The organism is Sporosarcina sp. FSL W8-0480 (genome assembly GCF_037963765.1).
In the GTDB taxonomy this organism is placed as follows: Bacteria; Bacillota; Bacilli; order Bacillales_A; family Planococcaceae; genus Sporosarcina.
Genome location: NZ_CP150166.1, coordinates 682,038 through 705,554, shown reverse-complemented (window position 1 = coordinate 705,554; position 23,517 = coordinate 682,038). Strand labels below are relative to the sequence as shown.

Annotated in this window: 19 protein-coding genes, 1 riboswitch and 1 other annotated feature; of the genes, 2 read left to right on the top strand and 17 right to left on the bottom strand. The window is 45.8% G+C overall.

Annotation, left to right across the window (positions count from 1 at the left end):
* Positions 1–59: 59 nt before the first annotated feature.
* The 17 genes from NSQ43_RS03615 to NSQ43_RS03535 all read right to left on the bottom strand — a co-directional run bounded on the left by NSQ43_RS03615 (position 60) and on the right by NSQ43_RS03535 (position 17,938).
* Positions 60–575: an NYN domain-containing protein gene (locus NSQ43_RS03615; RefSeq protein WP_339253090.1), complete on the bottom strand. Its 516-nt coding sequence runs from the start codon at positions 573–575 to the stop codon at positions 60–62.
* Positions 572–1,330, bottom strand: a complete 759-nt coding sequence (gene rlmB, locus NSQ43_RS03610; RefSeq protein ID WP_339253088.1) for a 23S rRNA (guanosine(2251)-2'-O)-methyltransferase RlmB — start codon at positions 1,328–1,330, stop codon at positions 572–574. Before rlmB ends, NSQ43_RS03615 begins: the two co-directional genes overlap by 4 nt.
* Positions 1,327–1,758, bottom strand: coding sequence for a Mini-ribonuclease 3 (locus NSQ43_RS03605; RefSeq protein ID WP_339253086.1), 432 nt, complete (start codon positions 1,756–1,758; stop codon positions 1,327–1,329). The genes rlmB and NSQ43_RS03605 overlap by 4 nt, the downstream gene beginning before the upstream one ends.
* Entirely contained in the window at positions 1,755–3,152 is a 1,398-nt protein-coding gene (gene cysS, locus NSQ43_RS03600) for a cysteine--tRNA ligase (RefSeq protein ID WP_339253084.1), read from the bottom strand. The genes NSQ43_RS03605 and cysS overlap by 4 nt, the downstream gene beginning before the upstream one ends.
* Positions 3,133–3,831, bottom strand: coding sequence for a serine O-acetyltransferase EpsC (gene epsC, locus NSQ43_RS03595; protein WP_339254784.1), 699 nt, complete (start codon positions 3,829–3,831; stop codon positions 3,133–3,135). Before epsC ends, cysS begins: the two co-directional genes overlap by 20 nt.
* 30 nt (positions 3,832–3,861) lie before the next feature.
* Positions 3,862–4,085: a binding site (T-box leader), on the bottom strand.
* 70 nt (positions 4,086–4,155) lie between these two features.
* Positions 4,156–5,619 (bottom strand): glutamate--tRNA ligase, encoded by a 1,464-nt coding sequence (gene gltX / locus NSQ43_RS03590; RefSeq protein ID WP_339253082.1) that lies wholly within the window; start codon positions 5,617–5,619, stop codon positions 4,156–4,158.
* Positions 5,620–5,688: 69 nt separating this feature from the next.
* Positions 5,689–6,165: a 2-C-methyl-D-erythritol 2,4-cyclodiphosphate synthase gene (gene ispF / locus NSQ43_RS03585; protein WP_339253080.1), complete on the bottom strand. Its 477-nt coding sequence runs from the start codon at positions 6,163–6,165 to the stop codon at positions 5,689–5,691.
* Between the two features lie 11 nt (positions 6,166–6,176).
* Positions 6,177–6,860: a 2-C-methyl-D-erythritol 4-phosphate cytidylyltransferase gene (ispD, locus tag NSQ43_RS03580; protein WP_339253078.1), complete on the bottom strand. Its 684-nt coding sequence runs from the start codon at positions 6,858–6,860 to the stop codon at positions 6,177–6,179.
* Positions 6,861–6,890: 30 nt separating this feature from the next.
* Positions 6,891–7,997, bottom strand: a complete 1,107-nt coding sequence (locus NSQ43_RS03575) for a PIN/TRAM domain-containing protein (protein ID WP_339253076.1) — start codon at positions 7,995–7,997, stop codon at positions 6,891–6,893.
* 123 nt (positions 7,998–8,120) lie between these two features.
* Positions 8,121–9,491 (bottom strand): DNA repair protein RadA, encoded by a 1,371-nt coding sequence (radA, locus tag NSQ43_RS03570; protein WP_339253074.1) that lies wholly within the window; start codon positions 9,489–9,491, stop codon positions 8,121–8,123.
* A gap of 74 nt (positions 9,492–9,565) precedes the next feature.
* The gene (gene clpC, locus NSQ43_RS03565) at positions 9,566–12,016 is read right to left on the bottom strand and encodes an ATP-dependent protease ATP-binding subunit ClpC (RefSeq protein ID WP_339253072.1); all 2,451 of its coding nucleotides are present in this window, start codon (positions 12,014–12,016) and stop codon (positions 9,566–9,568) included.
* A 182-nt stretch (positions 12,017–12,198) separates the two neighbouring features.
* Entirely contained in the window at positions 12,199–13,284 is a 1,086-nt protein-coding gene (locus tag NSQ43_RS03560) for a protein arginine kinase (RefSeq protein WP_339253071.1), read from the bottom strand.
* A complete protein-coding gene (locus tag NSQ43_RS03555) occupies positions 13,274–13,837 on the bottom strand; it encodes a UvrB/UvrC motif-containing protein (RefSeq protein WP_339253069.1) in 564 nt (187 codons plus the stop codon). Before NSQ43_RS03555 ends, NSQ43_RS03560 begins: the two co-directional genes overlap by 11 nt.
* Positions 13,838–13,863: 26 nt before the next feature.
* Entirely contained in the window at positions 13,864–14,334 is a 471-nt protein-coding gene (locus tag NSQ43_RS03550) for a CtsR family transcriptional regulator (RefSeq protein ID WP_339254782.1), read from the bottom strand.
* Positions 14,335–15,220: 886 nt separating this feature from the next.
* The gene (locus NSQ43_RS03545) at positions 15,221–16,900 is read right to left on the bottom strand and encodes a hypothetical protein (RefSeq protein WP_339253068.1); all 1,680 of its coding nucleotides are present in this window, start codon (positions 16,898–16,900) and stop codon (positions 15,221–15,223) included.
* A gap of 117 nt (positions 16,901–17,017) precedes the next feature.
* Positions 17,018–17,614 carry a biotin transporter BioY gene (locus NSQ43_RS03540; protein WP_339253066.1) on the bottom strand — a complete coding sequence of 199 codons (597 nt, stop codon included), beginning with the start codon at positions 17,612–17,614 and terminating at the stop codon, positions 17,018–17,020.
* A gap of 132 nt (positions 17,615–17,746) precedes the next feature.
* Positions 17,747–17,938 (bottom strand): histidine kinase, encoded by a 192-nt coding sequence (locus tag NSQ43_RS03535; RefSeq protein ID WP_339253065.1) that lies wholly within the window; start codon positions 17,936–17,938, stop codon positions 17,747–17,749.
* Positions 17,939–18,044: 106 nt separating this feature from the next.
* Positions 18,045–18,153: riboswitch (SAM riboswitch) on the top strand.
* A gap of 85 nt (positions 18,154–18,238) precedes the next feature.
* Between NSQ43_RS03535 and NSQ43_RS03530 the strand changes: the two genes are divergently transcribed.
* Both NSQ43_RS03530 and metH read left to right on the top strand, forming a co-directional pair.
* Positions 18,239–20,086 carry a bifunctional homocysteine S-methyltransferase/methylenetetrahydrofolate reductase gene (locus tag NSQ43_RS03530; protein WP_339253064.1) on the top strand — a complete coding sequence of 616 codons (1,848 nt, stop codon included), beginning with the start codon at positions 18,239–18,241 and terminating at the stop codon, positions 20,084–20,086.
* Positions 20,079–23,513: a methionine synthase gene (metH, locus tag NSQ43_RS03525; protein ID WP_339254780.1), complete on the top strand. Its 3,435-nt coding sequence runs from the start codon at positions 20,079–20,081 to the stop codon at positions 23,511–23,513. Before NSQ43_RS03530 ends, metH begins: the two co-directional genes overlap by 8 nt.
* Positions 23,514–23,517: the final 4 nt, after the last annotated feature.

The following is a 23,517-nucleotide window of genomic DNA, read 5'->3' as shown; positions in this document are numbered from 1 at the left end:
CCGATTCCATCATTGCGTTTAAACCAGTATACCGTATGGAAAATTTTTGAGTCAACCGTTCATTTCATTCCTCGACGCCATTTTTCAAATATTTCTGCCACCTCGTCTGACAATTGTATCTTCGAGGAAGGGCGCTGTTCCTGAATAACTTTCACTTTGTTTGTAATTAATTTATCAATTTCATTCATCTCAATCTCAAGTTCTCTCGCGGATTTCCGCAAAGCCCCTTGGGCAAAAATGACCCATTGCTCCGTTAAATCAGAAGTAGCGACATGGATTTGGACACGCCGTCCACTCAGCTCGGACACCATTTTTTCAATTCGTTCGTCCGCAGTTTCGTTTTCACGGGTGAAGACGACTTCGACTTGATGCTTTTTGTTTTTCTTCTCAACCCCCGGCATAAGATGCGCATCAAAAAGAATAATGACGCGCCAACCTGTATGCGCTTTGTACTCAGCCATCCGTTCGATAAGCCTGTCGCGGGCATCAGCAAGACTTTCAAGCTTCAACTTCCTCAGTTCCGGCCAAGCCCCGATTACGTTGTACCCGTCGACTAACAATATTTCCTGTTTCATGACCCCGATAGTTGTGGAGTGCGTTTACGTAAAACTTCATACATGAGCAGGGATGCTGCAACGGAGGCATTCAAAGAGGTAACGTGTCCGACCATTGGTAAATGGTAAAGAAAATCACATTTTTCTTTTAAAATTCGCGACATTCCCTTTCCTTCACTGCCAATGATAATCGCGAGTGGAAGGGTTGCGTCCATTGATCGGTAGTCCGCTGAACCCGCCGCGTCCGTTCCAGCTATCCAAACACCCGCCTTCTTCAATTCTTCGACTGTTTGGGAGAGGTTGTTCACACGCACGACTGGAATATGCTCGATCGCCCCTGTTGACGCCTTCGCAACAACTCCTGTCAATCCGACAGACCGACGTTTCGGAATGATGATTCCGTGCACCCCAGTCGCATCGGCCGTTCTTAAGATTGAACCAAGATTATGCGGGTCCTCAAGTTCATCTAAAATAAGAAAAAATGGGTCTTCTCCACGGTTTTTCGCAATCGCAAATAGATCGTCCAATTCGGCGTATGAATAAGCCGCCACTGAAGCGATAACTCCCTGATGATTCACGTCAAGCATGCCATCCAACTTCTGTTTCGGTACGGCTTGTACAATAACTCCTGATTGTTTTGCAAGGGATAAAATCTCGCCTATACTCTTTTTATTCAATCCTTCGGCAATCCAAATCTTATTCAGCTCCCTGCCTGAACGGAGTGCCTCAGCGACCGGATTTTTTCCGCCAATCAATTCCGATTCCTGTTTCGTCATGATATTCCCTCCTCTTTCGGACTTTCGATGATGCGTATTGTTTCACTTATGAATTCCCTAACCCGATCTTCTCTTCCAAGCAAATATAAATAGCCAAGCACCGCCTCGAAGCCGGTGCTATGGTTGTATGTCACAACGTCAGTGTTTTTAGGAACCGATCCCGATTTCGCGTTTCGACCACGGCGCAGGACCGCTTCCTCCTCTTCGGAAAGGAAGCTAATATCCTGCATCGTTTTGACGGCTGCCGCCTGGGCTTTGGCGGATACATAACGTGTTGCTTCTTTGTGAAGGATATTCGGTTTCACTCGACCAAGGCGCAGCAAATGCTCTCTGACTGCCTGTTCGTAAACCGCGTCCCCCATATAGGCAAGCGCAAGCGCGTTCAGTTGTTTTACATCCGCATCACGCAATGAGTATACGCCAGTCATCCCCTCTTCCACCGCGTTCCTTGAGCGGTATCTTCAAGAATGATGCCCTTTTCCTTCAAAAGATCCCTAATTTCATCCGAGCGGCCGAAATTACGCTCACGACGTGCTGTCAAACGTTCCTCGATAAGCGCTTCGATCTCATCGTCTAACAACTCTTCTTCTGAGAATGGTAAACCTAAAACTTCCATCAATCTTTCAAATGCAGTGATGAAGTAGTTCAGAACTTCCGTTTGCGTGTTTTTCTCCAATAGATAGAGATTCGCCACCTTCACAAGTTCAAAAATTGCAGCAATGCCATTCGCCGTATTGAAATCATCATCCATTGCAGCTTCGAATAACTGGACTGATTCGTCCACTTTATTCTTCCAAATGTCTTGTTGGTCGCCTAAGTCAGCGGACGATTCCAACCGGTGTTTCAAATTAGTATAAGCCGTTTGTATACGGTCCAATCCATTGGCCGCGCTTTCCACAAGCTCCTGCGCGAAGTTGACAGGATGGCGGTAATGAACAGATAGCATGAAGAAGCGAAGCACCCTTGGGTCGATCTGCTTGCGGATATCATTGACCAAGACAAAGTTCCCGAGAGATTTCGACATTTTCTCATTATCGATATTAATATAGCCGTTATGCATCCAATAACGCGCGAACTGTTTTCCAGTCATTGCTTCAGATTGTGCGATTTCGTTCTCGTGATGTGGGAACGTCAAATCTTGGCCGCCCGCATGAATATCGATTGTATCGCCAAGGTGCTCACGTGCCATGACGGAGCACTCGATATGCCAACCTGGTCGACCTGAGCCCCATGGGCTTTCCCATGAGATTTCTCCATCTTTGGCGGATTTCCATAAAGCGAAGTCCAACGAGTTTTCTTTGATTTCACTTTCCTCGATGCGTGCCCCCACTTTCAATTCATCGATTGACTGATGGGATAGCTTTCCGTATCCATCGAATTTACGTGTCCGATAATAGACATCACCATGCGCTTCATAAGCAAAATCTTTGTCGATTAACACTTGGATGAATGAAATGATGTCATCGATATGCTCTGTCACACGCGGATGAGCGTCCGCTTTTGCGCAACCAAGAGCACTAACATCTTCGAAATAGGCATTGATGAATCGATCTGTCAGTTCGCCAACTTCTTCGCCAAGCTCATTGGCCGTCCTGATGATCTTGTCGTCAATATCCGTGAAGTTGGAGACGTAATTCACATCGAACCCACGGTATTCCAAATAGCGTCGCACAGTGTCAAAAACGATGACCGGCCTTGCGTTACCAATATGAATATAGTTGTAAACGGTCGGTCCGCACACATACATCTTCACTTTCCCTTCCTCCATCGGGATGAAAGGCTCTTTCTTTCGAGTAAGTGTATTATAAATTTGAATGCTCATTGGTTTCCCCTTCTTTCTTTTCCAGTTTTTCAAGCCGGCGTTTCAATTCAGCTATTTCAGTTTCAAGCATTTTACAAGTATCCAATATTGGATCCGGAAGATTTTGATGATCGTGTTTATCTCGTATGCGAACTCCATTCGAGATGACGACTCTTCCCGGAATGCCGACAACCGTCGAGTCGGGCGGTACGTCTTTCAGGACGACTGATCCTGCACCGACCTTGCTATTCTCGCCGATTGTAATTGAACCCAATACTTTTGCGCCCGATGCGACTAAAACGTTGTTTTCAAGGGTTGGATGCCGCTTCCCTTTTTCTTTGCCCGTTCCGCCTAATGTCACTCCTTGATACAATGTGACATCATCACCTATTTCACAAGTTTCACCGATAACAATTCCCATTCCATGGTCAATGAATAAGCGCCTGCCGATTGTGGCTCCGGGATGAATTTCAATTCCTGTGAAAAATCGGCTGATTTGGGATATGACTCTCGCTATGAACAACATTTTTTTCTTGTAAAATGCATGTGCAATTCTGTGTGCCCATACTGCATGGAGGCCGGAGTAGGTTAGCACAACTTCCAACGAACTCCGCGCTGCAGGATCCTGGTCAAATATGCATTGAATGTCTTCTCGCATCCTACGAAACACTTTCACGACCCCCTTTAATATTTTTTCCAAAAACACAAAAAGCGCCCCTGTCTATTATTAGACAGAGACGCATTGTATGCGTGGTTCCACTCCGCTTGGTAGAATGCGTGAATCTTCTACCCGCTTGACGCCTGTAACGCTGGCGATGCGTCCGGCCTACTGCATTGTTCGGCACGGCGCTCAAAGGGGCATTTCCACAACGCAGGGGCACGGATCACTTTCAGCCGGTGATGATCCTCTCTGTAGTGCGTACTTTGTGTACTTCTCCTTATCAAAGCTTTAGTTTGTCGTTTTTTATTGATTGTACGTCAATTGTACAATGATTATGCGGTAAGTCAACTATCTGGATTCGGATTAAGCTCCGGCAAATTTCGAGACGCGTTCGATAGTTTTTTCTTTGCCGATCAAAGAGATGGAATCTGGCAATTCAGGGCCGTGTGCTTGGCCGGTTGTGACGACGCGGATTGGCATGAAGAGATTTTTCCCTTTGTGGCCAGTTTCTTTTTGCACAGCTTTGATGGCAGCTTTAATTGATGCAGGATCGAATGATTCCAACTCGCTCAATTGTTGTTTGAATGATGCCATCACTTCAGGAACTTGTTCTCCGGCAAGTATTTCCTTGGATTGTTCATCATATTCAATATGGTCATTGAAGAATTGGGCGGTCAAGTCGACGATTTCCGCACCATAGCTTAATTGAGCTTGGTAAAGGGCGATCAGGTCGTGTACCCATCTGCTTTCTTCTTCGGTCATATTTTCACTTACGCGTCCGGCTGCTTGCAGATGCGGCAGTGTTAATTCGATCACTTCATCCAAGTTCAATTTTTTAACGTATTGATTATTCATCCAAGTCAATTTCTGTTTGTCGAACATTGATGGTGATTTGGATAGTCGGCTTTCGTCAAATAGTTTAACTAATTCATCATGAGAGAAGATCTCTTCTTCCCCACCCGGAGACCATCCTAACAACGCAAAGAAGTTGAACATTGCCTCAGGCAAGTAGCCAAGGTCCTTGTATTGAGAGATGAATTGGATGATGGACTCATCACGTTTTGAAAGCTTTTTCCGGTCTTCGTTGACGATTAATGTCATATGTCCGAAACGAGGGTATTCCCATCCGAATACATCGTAGACCATCAATTGTTTAGGTGTATTTGTCAAATGTTCTTCACCGCGGAAGACATGTGAAATTTTCATAAGGTGGTCATCTACGACAACCGCAAAGTTGTAAGTCGGGATACCATTCGCTTTTACAAGTACCCAGTCGCCGACATCCTTGGATTCGAAAGCGACTTCTCCACGCACTAAATCGTCGACGGTGTACGTGACGTTCTCAGGTACCCGCATACGGATTGTGTAGGGCATTCCCGCCGCTTCTTTTTCAGCGACTTCTTCGGCTGTCAAATTGCGGCATGTACCTGCGTACATCGGTGCCGCCACGCCTGCAGCTTTCTGTCTATCACGTTCTGCCTCAAGTTCTTCAGGTGTACAGAAGCATTTATAGGCATGTCCTTTATCAAGCATTTCTTGGGCGTATTTCGTATACAGATCAAGGCGCTCCATTTGGCGATATGGTCCGTACTCTCCGCCAATGTCGACAGATTCATCATGATGGATTCCGAGCCATTTCAAGTTATTTAGTTGGGATAGTTCACCCGCCTCGATATTCCGTTCTGTATCGGTATCCTCGATGCGAACGATGAATTTCCCGCCATGGTGCCGGGCGAATAGATAGTTGAACAATGCTGTCCGAGCCCCACCGATATGTAAATGGCCAGTTGGACTTGGCGCATAACGTACACGTACTTCTTTTGTCATTTGAGTGCATCTCCGTTCGTCGTTAATTCCAGTGTTATTTTAGCATTTTAGGTCGTTTTTTTAAAGGGCTCAATCTTTTTGTAGAAGAATCGTTGCCATGGAAGCGATCCCTTCTTCCCTTCCGGTGAAGCCTAATTTTTCCGTTGTTGTCGCCTTTACGTTCACCTGTGTTATATCCGCCTTCAGCAATTCTGCAATGCGTGCACGGATTGTTTCGATATATGGTGCCATTTTCGGCCTTTGCGCAATGATCGTACAGTCGATATTGCCCAATCGATATCCTCTCTCCTCAACAATTTCCCATATCTTCTGAAGAAGAACTGCTGAATCCGCGTCTTTGAACGCTGCATCGGTATCTGGGAAGTGTCTACCGATATCCCCTTCCCCAATTGCTCCAAGAGCCGCGTCGGTTACTGTATGCAAAAGTACATCCGCATCGGAATGCCCCGTCAACCCTTTATCGTGAGGGATTGTAATGCCTCCGATGATTAAAGGCCGACCTTCCTCAAACGAATGCACATCAAATCCCTGTCCAATTCGAATCATCTGAAATCCTCCTACTGTCTACGTTTCAAGAGGACCTCTCCAAACAGAAGATCCTCCTTAGTTGTCATTTTAACATTATCATACGTACTTTCCACAATCCTTACAGGATGACCTATACGTTCGACGATCATCGATTCATCGGTTCCTTGGAAACCGTCCGCCTCCGCCTTGTCAGAAGCTTCTTTTAACAATCCATATCTGAACGCTTGTGGTGTCTGGATGGCCCAAAGTTTCGACCGGTCCACAGTCTCCTCTACAATACCGTCAGGCGCGAGTTTCATCGTATCCTTCACCTGGACCCCGGCAATTGCCGCACCGTATTCATCCGCGACTTCCACAAGCTCATGGATGACATTTCTATTGATAAAAGGCCTTGCTGCATCATGCACAAGAACAATCCCACCCAACCGGTGAGCGCGGATGCAGGCAGCGACACTTTGCTGCCTCTCGTCGCCGCCTTCAACAATTGCCTTTACCTTCGTTATACCGAACTGCTCAAGCATCCGTTCGATTTCGTCTTTCTCCTCAAGTTTCACTGAAAGAATCATCCCAGAACATTTCTCATCCTGTTCAAATACTTCCAATGTGTGGATCAAAATCGGTTTATCCGCCAATTCCAAGAACAGCTTATTGAATCCGGCACCCATGCGCCGCCCACTCCCCGCTGCCGGGAGCATCACAGTATACATCTTCATAAATGTTCCTCAACTTTCTCCGACAGGACATTAGTATGACTTTGCGGTTTTTCCGTTCTTCGTCTTCGCAAAGATCATTCTGCCAGCAGACGTTTGCAATACACTCGTAACTACAACTTCGATTGCATTCCCGATATGCGACCTGCCGTCTTCGATGACGATCATCGTGCCATCATCCAAATAGGCAATCCCCTGATTATGCTCTTTTCCATCCTTAATAACGACGACATGCATCTCTTCTCCCGGGATAACAACCGGCTTCACCGCATTCGCAAGATCATTGATATTCAATACGGAGACACCATGCAAATCCGCCACTTTATTCAAATTGAAATCATTTGTCACAACAAGCCCATTCATACTTTTCGCAAGACGGACAAGCTTCAAGTCAACTTCAGCCACGTCACTGAAATCTTCATCAGTTATTAAAATGTTTGGACCGTCATCCGTTTGAAGACGTTTTAAAACATCTAATCCCCGTCTTCCCTTCGTTCGTTTCAATGAATCCGAAGAATCCGCAATATGCTGGAGTTCGGTTAAAACAAACTGCGGGACGACAAGGAGCCCCTCAAGAAATCCCGTTGCAGCAATATCCGCAATCCTTCCATCGATAATGACACTCGTATCAAGAATCTTATGCACTTTCTCGTTACCTGCTTTGCCCGCAGTTTCCCCACCATCTTTTTTCTTCGGATTATTGTTCCTTGCTGTAAAGATTGCGTGTGAAAACTCTTCACGTTTTTTGAATCCAACCTGAAAACCTAAATACCCTAAAAGAATGAAAAGAACCACCGTCAATATTGATGTGACGAATTTAATTTCCAAACCACTTAGTCCGAAACTGGCAAGAAAGGCGACACTTAACCCAACCATCAGACCGATTGTCCCGAACAGCAAATCGAATATCGGGGTCTTCAGTAACCGATCCTCTATCCATTTAATGAGATTAACGATTGGCTGAGCTATGAACAAACTAAGGATATATAAAAGAAGTGCCCCTACAATTGCTGCAACATAAGGATTATCGATCATCGGCTTGGAAGTAAAAGAAGATAAGGTAAATAAATACGGTAAGAATAAGACGCCGAGAGTCCCCCCTATGAGCAGCAACCCAACTTGAACTACTCGTTTCAACATACACAACACCTCCGTTTCGTTATTGTAAACTATACACGTTTTCCATACTCCCCGCCGTTTTGGGCCATCCAAAACGGCGAATTCCCAACAAAAGTAGGACTTTCCCTTATATGCAAAAGTTCCTCAAGAGAATACGATATTCAATGCTTCCTTAACGGTTTCGACACCGACAACTTGAATCCCTTCCGGAAAATCCCAGCCGCCAATATTGGAAGAAGGAATGAATACACGTTCGAACCCTAATTTTGCCGCTTCAATGACACGCTGTTCAATACGTGAAACCCGGCGCACTTCCCCTGTAAGTCCAACTTCCCCTATGAAACAGTCCATCCCACCTGCGGATGCATCCCGGAAACTCGAGACAATGCTTACAAGGACTGCGAGGTCAATGGCCGGTTCGTCAAGCTTAACACCACCGGCGACCTTTATATATGCATCCTGTGTTTGCAGGAGCATCCCCATTCTTTTTTCAAGTACTGCCATTAGAAGGGAGACCCGGTTCTGATCGATCCCAGTTGCCATCCGTTTCGGGTAATTGAAGCTTGATGGTGTGACGAGAGCTTGAATTTCAACGAGAATCGGACGGGTGCCTTCCATGGATGCCACAACCGTAGATCCCGCACCCCCCTGCGATCTTTCACGAAGGAATAGTTCAGAAGGATTTAGCACTTCCTTCAATCCGGACTGCAACATTTCAAAAATGGCAATCTCATTGGTTGAACCGAATCGGTTTTTCACACTTCGCAAAATCCTATACGTATGATGACGTTCCCCCTCAAAATAGAGTACTGTATCCACCATATGCTCAAGGAGACGGGGACCTGCAATTTGTCCGTCCTTTGTCACATGTCCGACAATAAAGATAGCAATATTTTGTGTCTTCGCTATCCGCATCAATTCCGCCGTACACTCCCGCACTTGAGATACACTGCCAGGCGCAGATGTTACTTCGGGGTGATGGATTGTCTGAATTGAGTCGGCGATGACAAATTTCGGTTGCACGTCGTTGATCGTCTCATGTATTCTTGCCAAATCGGTCTCTGCGTATATATACAACTCATCTGAAGCAACACCAAGTCTCTCAGCACGGAGTTTGGTCTGCCTGATTGACTCTTCCCCTGATATGTAAAGTACGCGTTGGTTTTGGTTAGCAAGGAGGGAGGAAACTTGCAGCAACAATGTCGATTTTCCGATTCCAGGGTCGCCGCCAATTAAGATAAGAGACCCAGGGACAATCCCACCACCAAGTACACGGTTCAGTTCACCTAATTCCGTTTTCACCCTTGGTTCTGCTGAGGTTTGAATGGATCCGATGGGCATCGCCTTTTGCTGGATCGTTTCAGTGTGTTGAAAAGCGCCTCGAGGACCTTTACTGACTATCTCAACTTCTTCGTCCATCGTATTCCATTCACCGCAACCCGGGCATCTGCCCATCCATTTTGGCGACTCATATCCACAATCCCTGCACATAAACTTAGTTTTTCTTTTGGCCATATATACCTCCATATACGAAAAGGATAGCCCTTTCCTGTAGACAGCAAGCTCTACCGGAGGGCCATCCTACTATTTTATTTGTTTTCCACGACTTCTGCAGCTCTATCATTTTTCACGACGAACTTATCATCCTCAACATCTACGATGACTTTTCCGCCAGTTAGAACAGTGCCGCTTAATAGTTCTTCAGATAGTCGGTCTTCGACATGCTTTTGCAATGCACGGCGCAACGGACGCGCCCCGTATTCAGGGTCATAGCCCTCTTCTGCAATTTTCAATTTAGCCGCTTCTGTCAACTCTAACGTAATGTCCTGTTCCGCCAATCGTTTTGTCAACTCGTCAGACATAAGTGAAACGATTTCGCGAAGGTGGTCCTTCTCAAGTGAGTGGAACACAATCATTTCATCGACACGGTTCAGGAATTCAGGACGGAACGCTTTTTTCAATGCCTCAAGCATATTTGACTTCATGCCTTCGTAGTCCTGATCGCCATCATTCAGATTAAAACCGACGTAACGGTTCTTTTTCAATGTGTCTGCCCCAACGTTCGATGTCATGATAACGACCGTGTTGCGGAAATCGACCGTGCGACCCTTCGAATCTGTCAATCGACCATCCTCAAGTACTTGAAGAAGGATGTTGAAGACATCCGGATGCGCCTTTTCAATTTCGTCAAGCAAGACGACTGAGTATGGCTTCCGTCTTACTTTCTCGGTCAACTGACCGCCTTCGTCATAGCCTACATATCCAGGAGGTGAACCGACAAGACGGGAAGTTGCATGTTTTTCCATGTACTCGGACATATCGATTCGGATCATCGCATCCTCGTCACCGAACATGGCCTCTGCAAGCGCTCTTGCCAATTCAGTCTTACCGACTCCTGTAGGTCCAAGGAAAATGAATGAACCGATCGGCCGCTTCGGATCTTTCAAGCCCGCGCGAGCTCTACGGATTGCCCTTGAAATAGCCGTTACCGCTTCTTTTTGTCCGATTACGCGTTCATGAAGAAGCTCTTCCATGTTCAATAGCTTGGCAGATTCCGTCTCCGCAATCTTCGCAACAGGAATCCCGGTCCACATCGCAACTACTTCTGCAATGTCGTTCACGGTCACTTCTGATTCCTTCTTGCCTTGCTTCTCTTTCCAAGCCGTTTTCGTTTTTTCAAGCTCTTCCTTCATTTTCTGTTCTTTATCACGGAATGATGCCGCCTTTTCGAATTCCTGGCTTTGAACTGCAGCATTCTTTTCATGTCGAATTGCTTCAAGTTTCGCTTCAAGCTCTTTTAGATTCGGAGGCGTCGTATACGAACGTAGCCGTACCTTTGAACCCGCTTCATCGATCAAGTCAATCGCCTTATCCGGCAGGAAACGGTCTGAAATATATCGGTCCGACATCTTTGCAGCCGCTTCGATCGCCTCATCCGTAATTTTCACACGGTGATGCGCCTCATAACGATCACGCAAGCCCGTAATAATTAGAATTGTCTCTTCGACTGTCGGCTCATCGACCTGAATTGGTTGGAAGCGTCTTTCAAGAGCTGCGTCTTTCTCAATATATTTACGGTATTCGTCAAGAGTAGTCGCCCCGATACATTGCAATTCACCGCGTGCAAGGGATGGTTTTAGAATATTGGATGCGTCAATTGCCCCTTCCGCACCGCCTGCACCAATCAGCGTATGCAATTCATCGATAAATAGGATGATATTGCCCGCCTGACGGATTTCCTCCATCACTTTTTTCATCCGATCTTCGAACTCACCGCGGTATTTCGTCCCTGCTACAACCGTCCCCATATCAAGCGTCATAACGCGCTTATCACGAAGGATTTCAGGCACTTCATTATTAACGATTTGCAATGCCAAACCTTCCGCGATTGCAGTTTTACCAACGCCAGGCTCCCCGATTAAGACAGGGTTATTCTTCGTCCTTCTGGCAAGAACTTCGATGACCCTTGTAATTTCCTTGCTTCGACCGATAACCGGATCAAGCGTCCCTTCGCGAGCAATTTCCGTCAAATCACGGGCAAGGCTATCGAGTGTCGGCGTGGACGCGGATGACGTCGCACCTTGCGTGTTCACCGAACTATCATTGCTTCCCAATAATTGAAGCACTTGCTGTCTTGCACGGTTTAAGCTGACTCCTACATTATTGAGGACACGGGCAGCAACGCCTTCCCCTTCACGGATGAGCGCTAACAGAATATGTTCCGTTCCAATGTAGGAATGGCCCAATTTACGGGATTCATCTACAGATAACTCGATGACCTTTTTCGCTCTCGGAGTATAGTGAACAATCGGGCCGACTTCTTTTGAACCGGACCCAACGAGGCTCTCCACCCCTTTTTCGATTGTGTCGAAGCTGACGTCGATCGCTTCCAATGCTTTCGCTGCAATGCCGCCACCTTCGCGAATCAGTCCCAATAAAATATGCTCAGTACCAATTGATTCATGTTTCATCCGGATCGCTTCTTCTTGTGCAAGCTGAAGTACCTTTTGCGCTCGCTGTGTAAAACGATTGAACATCATATACATTCCACTCCTTCTATTTTAATGTTTACGGTTTTCTTTCCCCACTGTCGAAAGCGTGGAATCGGGATCTCTCTTTACTTTATTCTGATAGATTGTAAACAATCCATCTTCATAAAATTGACTTTGACCATCTTTGACATAAGTATAATTAAAAGAAAACCGACCTGCAAAAGTATTGCTCAATTTTCTTTATGATTATCATCTTTGGATTGCCGCTCAATCTTTAAACGCTCACGGAATAGGTTTGCACGGAAAATATCCCTTTCTTCCGCCGTTAATTCGGAACCGGCGTATTGTTGAAGGAAACCCGGTTGCATGAAAATCATTAATTCGTTCAAAATAGACATATCGACATCCTTGATAAGACCAAGGTCTATTCCAAGGCGGACATCCGAAAGGCAACGGGCCGCCTCCCCCGAAGGAAGTAATCTTGCGAAGGAGATTATGCCGAGCGAACGGAATAATTTGTTTTCCAGTGCGACTTGGGATTTAGAAAGTAAAATTTCACGAGAACGACGTTCATGCGCGATGAGTCGTAATGCTATATTCTTCAAATCAGCCAAGATCTCCTTCTCCGGTTTACCCAAAGTCGTCTGGTTTGATACTTGATAGATATTCCCCGGCGCTTCACTGCCTTCCCCGTAGCTCCCCCTGACAACCATACCAAGTCTTGTAATGGCAGGAATTATGCGATCGATCTGCTTCGTAATTGTCAATGCAGGTAAATGCATCATGACCGACGCACGCATGCCCGTTCCGGTATTCGAAGGGCAGCTCGTCAAGTAGCCGAAATCCTCGTCAAATGCATAAGGCAATTCGTTTTCAAGATAATCATCCACTGAATCCGCGTGTTCATATGCATTCTCAAGTTGAAATCCCGGATAGATGCACTGGATACGGATGTGATCCTCCTCATTCACCATAATGCTCAACGTTTCATCTTCAGATAGAAGAACCGCACCATGACGTTTCGGATCCGTCAATTGCGGACTGACAAGATGCTTCTCCACTAACACTTGCCTCTCAAGCATGGGCAAATCTGACATCTTCATATAGGCATACCCTTTTTCATCGGAATTAAGCAACGCAGCGGCCGCTAACTCGTCAACTTTCTTAGCCTCTTCTGCAGTGAAAGCGATCGGGAAACGAAATCCTCTTAAATTACGGGCAAGTCGAATTCTTGTCGACATGACAATATCCGAGTGTTCTCCATGCGACGCCATCCATCCGGTGACAGCCCCCCTCATGAATTTATCAATCGACATCGCCTTCGCCTCCCCCGTTGCTATCTTTCATCAAAGCCTGTTTCAATTCATTCACTTCATCTCTCAAACCGGCTGCATCTTCGAACCGTTCTTCAACGATTGCCTCCTGCATTTTTACGCGAATTTCCTCAATCTTCTTTTTCACGGCAAACATTTCGTTGAATGAAACAGGAATTTTCCCTGTATGCTTTGTGTGCCCATTATGAAGCTTGCTGAAAACACGTGGTAACCGCTCCCTGAACGTGTCATAGCAAGTTGGACATCCGAATTTCCCGATATCCAAAAACTTCTTGAATGTCAGTTCACACTCCGGGCAAGTTGGCCCCTCGGGCTTACTTTCCCGGGACTGCTGAAAAGGTTGAACTGATTCGTTCCCTCCGAACCAATGGGAAAGGAATTGTTGAATTGACAACGGTTCCTGACCCGGATCAAAATGAAACATCTGTGATTGGAATGCACATTTTTCACATAGATGGCGTTCCGTAGTGCCACTCAAGCTTTCCTGTGTAAAGATTACGGAAGCCGGCCGTTCGTTGCAATTATCGCAATTCATGATCTGCACCTCATATTCGTCAATTTCTATTCCATTTGCCTATAGATTAATGTCATAAGCATCGCTTGCAAAATCCTCGCTCTAATGACGTCGCGTTCCGGCAATGGATGGTGGAGTGTCGTTCGATCGACCGCGGCAAGTATGATCCTTGACTCACGCTCGGAGATGACCTCCTCCCTCATCAACCGGTAGACGATATCTTCTGCCATCGTATAGGTCGCACCCTGCTGGATACCATTTAAAATATGTTCAATCAATTCTTTATGCGAATTCGTTTGAACCCGGTAAATGCGGATATACCCTCCGCCACCACGCTTCGATTCAACCGCATACCCTCGCTCGACCGTGAAGCGTGTGTTAATGACATAATTGATTTGGGAAGGGACACATTGGAACTTCTCTGCCACTTCACTACGTTTGATCTCCACTGCTCCACTATCTTCCTTTTCGATAATCGCTTTTAAATATCCTTCAATAATGTCAGAAATGTTTCGCATATTCTCACCTCTTTCTTCTGGTGACAAGCCATTGACTTTGACTATCTTTGACTTAATTGTACATGAAAAAACGTGATGAAGGCAATTGAAATGCAATCTGTTCAAAGGATGGGACATTTTGTCGAGATACATACGAAGCATGTGTGTTTGTTTATGAAAAGGTAGGTGGAAACGAGCGCTTGCGAGTAATTTTTTTTGAGCGTGGAATGGATTTCTTGGGCGCGGAATGCGATTCTTGAGCGCGGATTGGATTTCTTGAGCGCGGATTGGATTTCTTGAGCGCGGATCGATTTTCTTGAGCGCGGATTGGATTTCTTGAGCGCGGAATACGATTCTTGAGCGCGGATCGGATTTCTTGAGCGCGGATCGATTTTCTTGAGCGCGGAATACGATTCTTGAGCGCGGATTGGATTTCTTGAGCGCGGAATCCGATTCTTGGGCGCGGATTGCGATTCTTGAGCGCGGAATCCGATTCTTGAGCGCGGATAGGATTTCTTGAGCGCGGAATTCGATTCTTGGGCGCGGATTGGATTTCTTGAGCGCGGATTGCCTTTCTTGAGCGCGGAATACGATTCTTGAGCGCGGATCGGTTTTCTTGAGCGCGGAATACGATTCTTGAGCGCGGATCGGTTTTCTTGAGCGCGGAATACGATTCTTGAGCGCGGATCGGATTTCTTGAGCGCGGATCGCGATTCTTGAGCGCGGAATACGATTCTTGAGCGCGGAATACGATTCTTGGGCGCGGATTGGATTTCTTGAGCGCGGAATCCGATTCTTGGGCGCGGATCGGATTTCTTGAGCGCGGAATCCGATTCTTGAGCGCGGATTGATCTTTTCTTTAATCAAAAAAGGCAGCTCCTATTTTTTCAGGAGCCGCCTCAATCAATCATTCAATTGTCATGTTTTTCATTTCTTTAACAGGCAGGAATTGTTCGCCTGTTTCGTAATAAGTGATGGCAAGATGATCGCCTTCTTGAATATAGATTGAAAGCGGAACAGCCTCGGTGGAAACAATATAATTCCTTCCGTCATCACCTAAAATAGAGACAATGGTGAAATCTCCGGCACGTTCCTTGTAAACCCGGACTACACCGACTGCCACTTTCGCTTCGGGAGCACCCGAGCTGCCGTCGACCGTACTGCCGCCTCGCTGTAATGCCGTTTTGTAAAGCCTTAGAGCTTCGTTAGGAGAATTCGCGTAAACGGAAATCTCCGGATTCGCTGCTGAAACAATGAAATAGTTTTGCAAGAAACCATTTGAATCGAGCACCGGAGTCAGCCAACTCGCTTCTCCATAGAAGTTGTAAAGAACAGGCATTTCACCAGTCCATTTCTTCTCGATGAACTTCTTCTCGATAATTTGAAGCGTTCCTTGGGAATCCATGTAGGACTCCTCCAAATTACCAGTGTAATAAACTGCTTTTCCAGTTCGGCCATCCGTCAATGCATATCCAAGCATCGAGTCGACTTCTTCTTTCGGACTTGTAAAATCAGTGAAGTAAAACATATGGCCATTCTCATCGAAAACAGGGCTAACATTCGCCTCTGTTCCCTCGTCCGAAGGCAGCTTCACATCTTTCTTCCCGACAATCGAGTTCCAAAAACCATGAACGTATTTCCCGAAATAACTGTTTTGGAGGCTGACCGCTTCCGGAGAAACCGCCCCGTCAACGAATTCCGGCACTTCTGAAAGTGCATACTGATTCAGTTCTCCCGTTGCTGGATCGACCATGACGATCCCCTGTACATCAAACCCGTTCCTTGCCGTGATGAATTCCCCGTATGAACGGATATAATGCGGCTCTCCTTCATCGTCAATCTCAAGTTGGACATCCCCATAAAATATCAGGTCAGGTTTCGCCATTCGCATATGGCGTTCCACTTGCTTATCGAAAAATGATGAAGGCGTGAAGGTCATCTCGGTTTTCACGAACTTCGGATTGTCAGCCGAGTCGGTTGCACTCATCGTGAAATAACCAGGTGTCGTTTTTGCATTCCACCATTTGAAGAAACCCGAAAATTCAACAGGGGCAATATAGACAAATTCACCGTCGACTTTTTGGATTTGTAAATGCCCTAACTCATAAAAGCTTGTATTCGGCACTTGCCCGAATGCTTTTTTCATCTTATTGCGCGCGAATTTTGGTGGCACACTTGCAGGCGTTTTTGTTTCGTCAAACGCTTTGATTTCAACTTGCTGATCCATTTCCACTGCTTCATATTTTTGATCAGCATTGAAAAGCGGCGCACTCAGGATGAATGCACTAACGGATAGCGCCGCCAAGAACAGTACCACCTTAACACTACGCTCTTTACCGGTTGCAAAAATCATACCTAATATTGTCGCAGCTAACAGCATTGCCCAGAGCGACGTCCAATTCCTGTCCAAATTCGAAAGGTAATAGATCAGAAACGTAAACAAACCCATTAGAATAACCGCTCCGGACAAGGCACCAATCCGATTGAAGGAAGCTTTCCCGTTTTCTTTCGATGCGGAAGTCAATGGAACGATAATAATTGCAGATATGATTCCAACTACTAATGAAAAAAGTAATAAATTTATCATGCAAACACTCTCTTCTTATAAAATTTACTCTCCACTACTATACGAATGAACATGCCAATAGATTCATTATAAAAAAAGACAATCCGCACAATTTTAAACTGTACGGATTGCCCTTTTTTATATCGTTCTTCTTATCCTTAAAACTTTGTACATTCTGTGCCCGAAAATCCCGGCAAGTATCGACAGTAAAATATCTTTCGGAAGCGGCGGTACCATCCATAACCAAGCGACACCGTAACTGAAAGCATCAGGCGCCGCAGCCCATAGTTTATATGCAAAGTACATCCAATTCGTTCCAATTAGATAATTAATGACAAGGGCAACAAGGCCTGCAACGACATAACTTCGCAAACTACCGTTCTTTTCGACAATCTTCCCTGCCACATAAGCGACCAAAATAAAAGAAACTATGAATCCGAAAGTCGGAAGCAAAATGGCGCCAAAGCCTCCATGGAACTTAGCAAAGATTGGTGCTCCTGCCAAACCTGCGATCATATAAACCGTCATTGAAATTGCACCAAGTCGGCTCCCAAGCAGAAGCCCTGCAAGCACGGCAAAGAAAGTTTGCAACGTTATCGGGACTCCACCAACGACAAGGAAAGGTACGAAAGTCGTTATATTCGCTCCAATCATCATCAATGCGGCAAACATGCCACAATAGACAATACTAAGTGCACTCATACTCGATTTTGTTTTTACACTAACTGTTGTCATAATCCACCTCGTAATTTGAGTTATCTTTAATAGAATAAAAGTTAACCCAAATTGTGTCAACCATTTTTTTATTTCGGTTAACTATGGACAAATAAAAAATCGATAGCAGTGTTGCTATCGATTCCTCTTCCGTCATTCTTTATCTTCATTTTTAGGGAATAAAAAATAGGATATTCCACCACTAAGGATGGCGGCACCTATTGTGATCCATACTCTGGACGTTCCCGGTACTTCCTGAAAGTTTATATGGAGCATATACCATGAAATTCCGGCTACAAGAAGTGCAATCGGTATTGTAAACTTGAAAATCCTCAACGTAGTCACCTTCTATTTTTTCATCATATGGCCATTCTATCATAATTCACCTATTGACGTAGTAAACATTTAACGGTATGATGTTTTAAATTATTCTAACAACTAAATTAATATTTTCTTATCAAGAGAAGCTGAGGGACTGGCCCGTCGAAGCTTCAGCAACCAGCCGTTATGATCGGTAAGGTGCTAATTCCAGCAGGTCTATAAAACCTGACAGATGAGAAGGAGAGCGAATTATCGCGTTTTTTAAAAGCCTTCTTTCCATGAAGGCTTTTTTTATTTTCAGTTTATTAGGGGAGGATGAATAGCTTGAAATTACTTGATCGATTGCAAAACGAAGTGCTTGTCGCAGACGGGGCAATGGGAACTTTGCTTTATTCATACGGGATTGACTTTTGTTATGAACAATTAAATATCGAAAAACCTGAAGTCATTGAAAGGATACATAAGGATTATATTGCCGCTGGAGCCGATATCATCCAGACGAATACTTATGGAGCGAATTCCCTTAAACTTACCCGTTATGGCTTACAAGACAGAGTGAAAGAATTCAATGAGGCGGCAGTTCGTATCGCAAAACGAGCTGCAGCTCCCGGAAATCAGTACGTCCTTGGCACAATCGGGGGACTCCTTGGCATCGGTAAAAGTGACGCATCCATTTCGGAAGTGCTGAAGTATGTTCAGCAACAGGCAGACGCTTTGCTTGCCGGTGAACCTGATGGATTGTTGTTGGAAACATATTATGATTTCGAAGAGTTGACAGCGGTCGTCACCAAGCTAAGGAAGATGACAGATTTGCCGATAATTGCACAAGTTTCGATGGATGAACCAGGCATTCTTCAAAACGGATTGCCTTTAAATGATGCCCTTCATCGTCTTGAGTCGTTAGGGGCAGACGTCGTTGGTGTCAATTGCCGATTGGGTCCTCACCATACGATCCAAGCTTTTGACAATGTGACATTGCCGAAACACGCATTCCTCTCCGCTGCACCGAATGCAAGCCTGCTTGATGTTGAAAACGGCAGAATGGTTTATGCGTCCGAAGCCGATTATTTCGGTCGGGCGGCAACATCACTTCGCGAAGAGGGTGTCCGACTTATCGGGGGATGCTGTGGAACGACGCCAAGTCATATCGCCGCGGCGAAAAAGCAGATAAAAGGCTTGCCTCCGGTTACCGAGAAAGTCATCAAGCTACAGAGACCGATTGTCATTCGAGAAGCCGATCCCGTTAAACATGAACCTTTGCATGTTAAAGCAAAAACGAAACGGACAGTCATCGTGGAACTCGATACGCCGCGGCACTTGGAGACTGATAAGTATTTTGAGGGAGCAACCCAACTATACGATGCAGGTGTAGACGCGGTTACATTAGCAGACAATTCCCTTGCCTCGCCTCGTATTAGCAATATGGCGATGGGGTCGATCTTGAAGCATGAGTATAGTGTGCGACCGCTCGTCCATTTGACTTGCCGTGACCGTAATTTGATCGGTCTCCAATCCCATTTGATGGGTCTTGATGCGTTAGGCATCCATGATATCCTTGCCGTCACGGGGGACCCGACAAAAGTTGGTGATTTCCCTGGTGCAACAAGTGTCTATGACGTCTCCAGCATGGAATTATTACAGCTTATCAAACAGTTGAATAAAGGAATTTCATTCACAGGGAAACCGCTTCGTAAAAAAGCGAATTTCTCTGTAGCAGCCGCATTTAACCCGAATGTACGGGTCCTGGACCGTGCGGTGAAAAGGCTTGAGCAGAAGATTGAGTGTGGAGCGGATTATATTATTACACAGCCCGTTTATACGAAAGAGAAGATTATTGACATCTACGAAGCGACAAAACATTTGGATACACCGATTTTCCTTGGCATCATGCCACTAACGAATATCCGGAACGCTGAGTTTTTGCATCATGAAGTGCCTGGCATCAAGCTTTCCGATGAAGTTTTGGAGAGAATGCGCGCATGCGGGGAAAGCCGAGAAAAAGCGACACAGGAAGGCATCACTATTGCAAAAGAATTAATCGATACAGCCGCCAAGCTATTTAACGGCATTTATATCATCACTCCGTTCCTGCGCTATGATATGTCTCTTGAGCTAATCACCCACATAAAAGAACTTGACGAGGAAAAGGAGAGGAAAATTGTCCATGCCTAAACATCTCATAGAACAGCAACTTGAAAACAGAATCCTCATCATTGATGGTGCAATGGGCACGATGCTGCAGGCGGAAGACCTTTCTGCAGACGATTTTGGCGGAGAGGAATATGAAGGCTGTAACGAATACTTGAATATTCTACGACCGGATATATTAGGGAAAATCCACCGTGCCTACCTTGATGCAGGCGCCGATATCATTTGCACGAACACCTTCGGGGGCACTCCTCTTGTATTGGACGAATTCAGCCTTGGCCATCGCGCTTCAGAGATCAATAAAAGAGCGGTTGAAATTGCAAAACAATGTGCAGCGGAATACTCAACAAGTGAGTGGCCGCGTTTCGTCGCCGGAGCAATCGGTCCGACTACGAAGACGCTTTCCGTCACCGGGGGCATTACGTTCGATAAACTATCCGATGATTTCTATGTACAGGCAAAGGCGTTAATCGAAGGCGGTGCCGATCTTCTATTGATGGAGACGAGCCAGGATATGCTCAATGTGAAAGCAGGAACGATTGGGATCAAGCGAGCATTCGACGAAACAGGCATTGAACTGCCAGTCATGATTTCCGGTACGATTGAGCCGATGGGAACGACGTTGGCTGGCCAAAGTATCGAAGCTTTCTATATTTCCATCGAGCATATAAAGCCGCTCTCTGTCGGCTTAAACTGTGCGACCGGCCCTGAATTCATGACGGATCATCTGCGTTCACTTTCCGATTTAGCGACAAGTTTTGTTACTTGCTACCCGAATGCAGGGCTTCCTGATGAGGAAGGCCATTATCATGAAACACCGGAATCACTGTCCTTGAAATTAAAAGGTTTTGCGGAAAAAGGATGGCTCAACATGGTCGGCGGCTGTTGCGGAACAACACCGAATCATATCCGCGCACTCCGAGAGGCTGTTAACGGACTTCCCCCACGCCTAAAACCTGAAGTTCCCCATGACCATGCCGTTTCGGGCATTGAGCCATTGGTATACGATCCATCGATGCGTCCCTTATTGATTGGCGAGCGGACAAATGTCATTGGTTCAAGGAAGTTCAAACGGTTGATCGTTGAGGAAAAGTTCGAGGAAGCTTCGGAGATTGCACGTGCACAAGTGCGTGGGGGTGCCCATGTCCTTGACATTTGCCTTGCCAACCCAGATCGGGATGAGCTTGAGGACATGAAGAACTTCATGCAGGAAGTTGTTAAAAAAGTAAAAGTTCCTCTCGTCATTGATTCGACGGATGAGAAGGTTATCGAAGAGGCCTTGAAATATTCACAGGGGAAAGCGATCATCAATTCCATCAACTTGGAAGATGGCGAGGAAAGATTTGATGCAGTACTCCCGTTAGTGAAAAAATTCGGTGCTGCGGTTGTCGTAGGGACAATCGATGAAACCGGAATGGCGGTTACGCGGGAAAGGAAACTCGAAATTGCCGAACGATCCTATGACCTGCTTGTAAACAAATGGGGTCTCGCACCGGAAGATATCATTTTCGATCCACTTGTGTTCCCTGTCGGAACGGGCGACTCGCAATATATAGGCTCTGCTGTTGAAACAATTGAAGGGATTCGGTTGATAAAAGAGAAAATGCCGCGCAGCTTAACGACCCTTGGTGTAAGCAATGTGTCTTTCGGATTGCCTCCAGTTGGCCGGGAAGTATTAAACGCGGTGTACTTATACCATTGCACTCAGGCGGGTCTCGACTACGCAATTGTTAATACAGAGAAGTTAGAACGGTACGCATCGATTCCTGAAAATGAAATTAAGCTTGCGAACGATCTTTTATTCCATACAACAGATGAGACCCTCGCGGATTTCACTGATTTTTATCGGGATAAAAAGAAGGAAAAGACAGAGGATGATATACCGAAAACTGTTCCTGAGCGGCTTGCCTACTACGTTGTCGAGGGAACGAAGGAAGGATTGATACAAGACCTTGAAGCTGCACTCAAAATGTATGATACTCCGCTTGATATTATAAATGGTCCACTTATGGAAGGGATGTCTGAAGTCGGTCGATTGTTTAATGATAATCAGCTAATCGTTGCGGAAGTATTGCAGAGTGCTGAAGTGATGAAGGCTTCTGTTTCATTCTTAGAGCAGTTCATGGAGAAGAAAGAGGATGATTCAGGTAAAGGGAAAATCGTCCTCGCCACAGTCAAGGGGGATGTCCATGATATCGGAAAGAATTTAGTCGATATTATTTTAAGCAATAACGGCTATCGTGTAATTGATATCGGCATTAAGGTGACACCGGCGACGCTGATCGATGTCATCCGTAAAGAGAAGCCCGACATTATTGGACTTTCCGGTTTGCTTGTTAAATCCGCACAGCAGATGGTACTGACTGCCCAAGATTTTAAAGCGGCAGGTATTGATACACCGGTTATGGTGGGAGGCGCGGCATTGACCCGTAGATTTACGGAAACGAAGATTGCACCCGAATACGATGGACCGATCATCTATGCGAAAGATGCGATGCAAGGCCTTGAACTTGCTAATCGTTTACAAGGTGGCGATAAGGAATCGTTGTTAGATGAACTCTTGGAGAAGCAGGAAAAGCGGCTTGAATCGGAGGCGATTCGGGCAACCCGTGATTCAGCGGTTGCAGTGTTGCCAAAACCAGTCAAGACGGTTCGTGAGGATGCACCTGTTTTCGCTCCAACGGATTTGCGTCGACGTGTTCTTAAAGATTATTCGGTGTCCCATTTGTATCCTTACGTTAATATGCGAACACTGATCGGACATCATTTAGGCTTGCGCGGAAATGTCGACAAGATGCTTGCGAATGGCGATGCGCGCGCAGTACAACTTCATGAACTTGTGACCGGATTCTTGGAATCGGATAATTTATCGGCTTCCGGCATGTATCAATTCTTCCCTGCACAGGCAGATGGGGATGATGTCATCATCTATGATCCTGTGTCGAAAACTGAAATTGAGCGCTTTACTTTTCCACGTCAAAGCAAAGAACCCTTCCTCTGTCTTGCTGACTTTTTGAAGACAGTGGAAAGTGGTGAAATGGATTATGTGGCATTCATGCAAGTGACGGCGGGTCATGGAGTGAGAGAGTATGCAAATCGATTAAAGGCTGAGGGTAAATTCCTTGAGAGTCATGCGTTCCAGGCGACTGCTCTTGAACTTGCCGAAGGTTTTGCGGAGCGCATCCACCAGGAAATCCGAGACCAATGGGGATTCCCGGACGCCACCGATTTCACGATGCGTGACAGGTTTGCAGCTAAATACCAAGGGCAACGCTTTTCATTCGGCTACCCGGCTTGTCCGAATTTGGATGACCAGGCAAAACTATTCGGGTTATTGAAGCCGGAGGATATCGGCGTACAGTTGACGGAAGAATTCATGATGGAGCCAGAGGCCTCGGTTTCCGCCATCGTCTTTTCACATCCAGATGCCAGATATTTCAATGTAGACTGAGGTA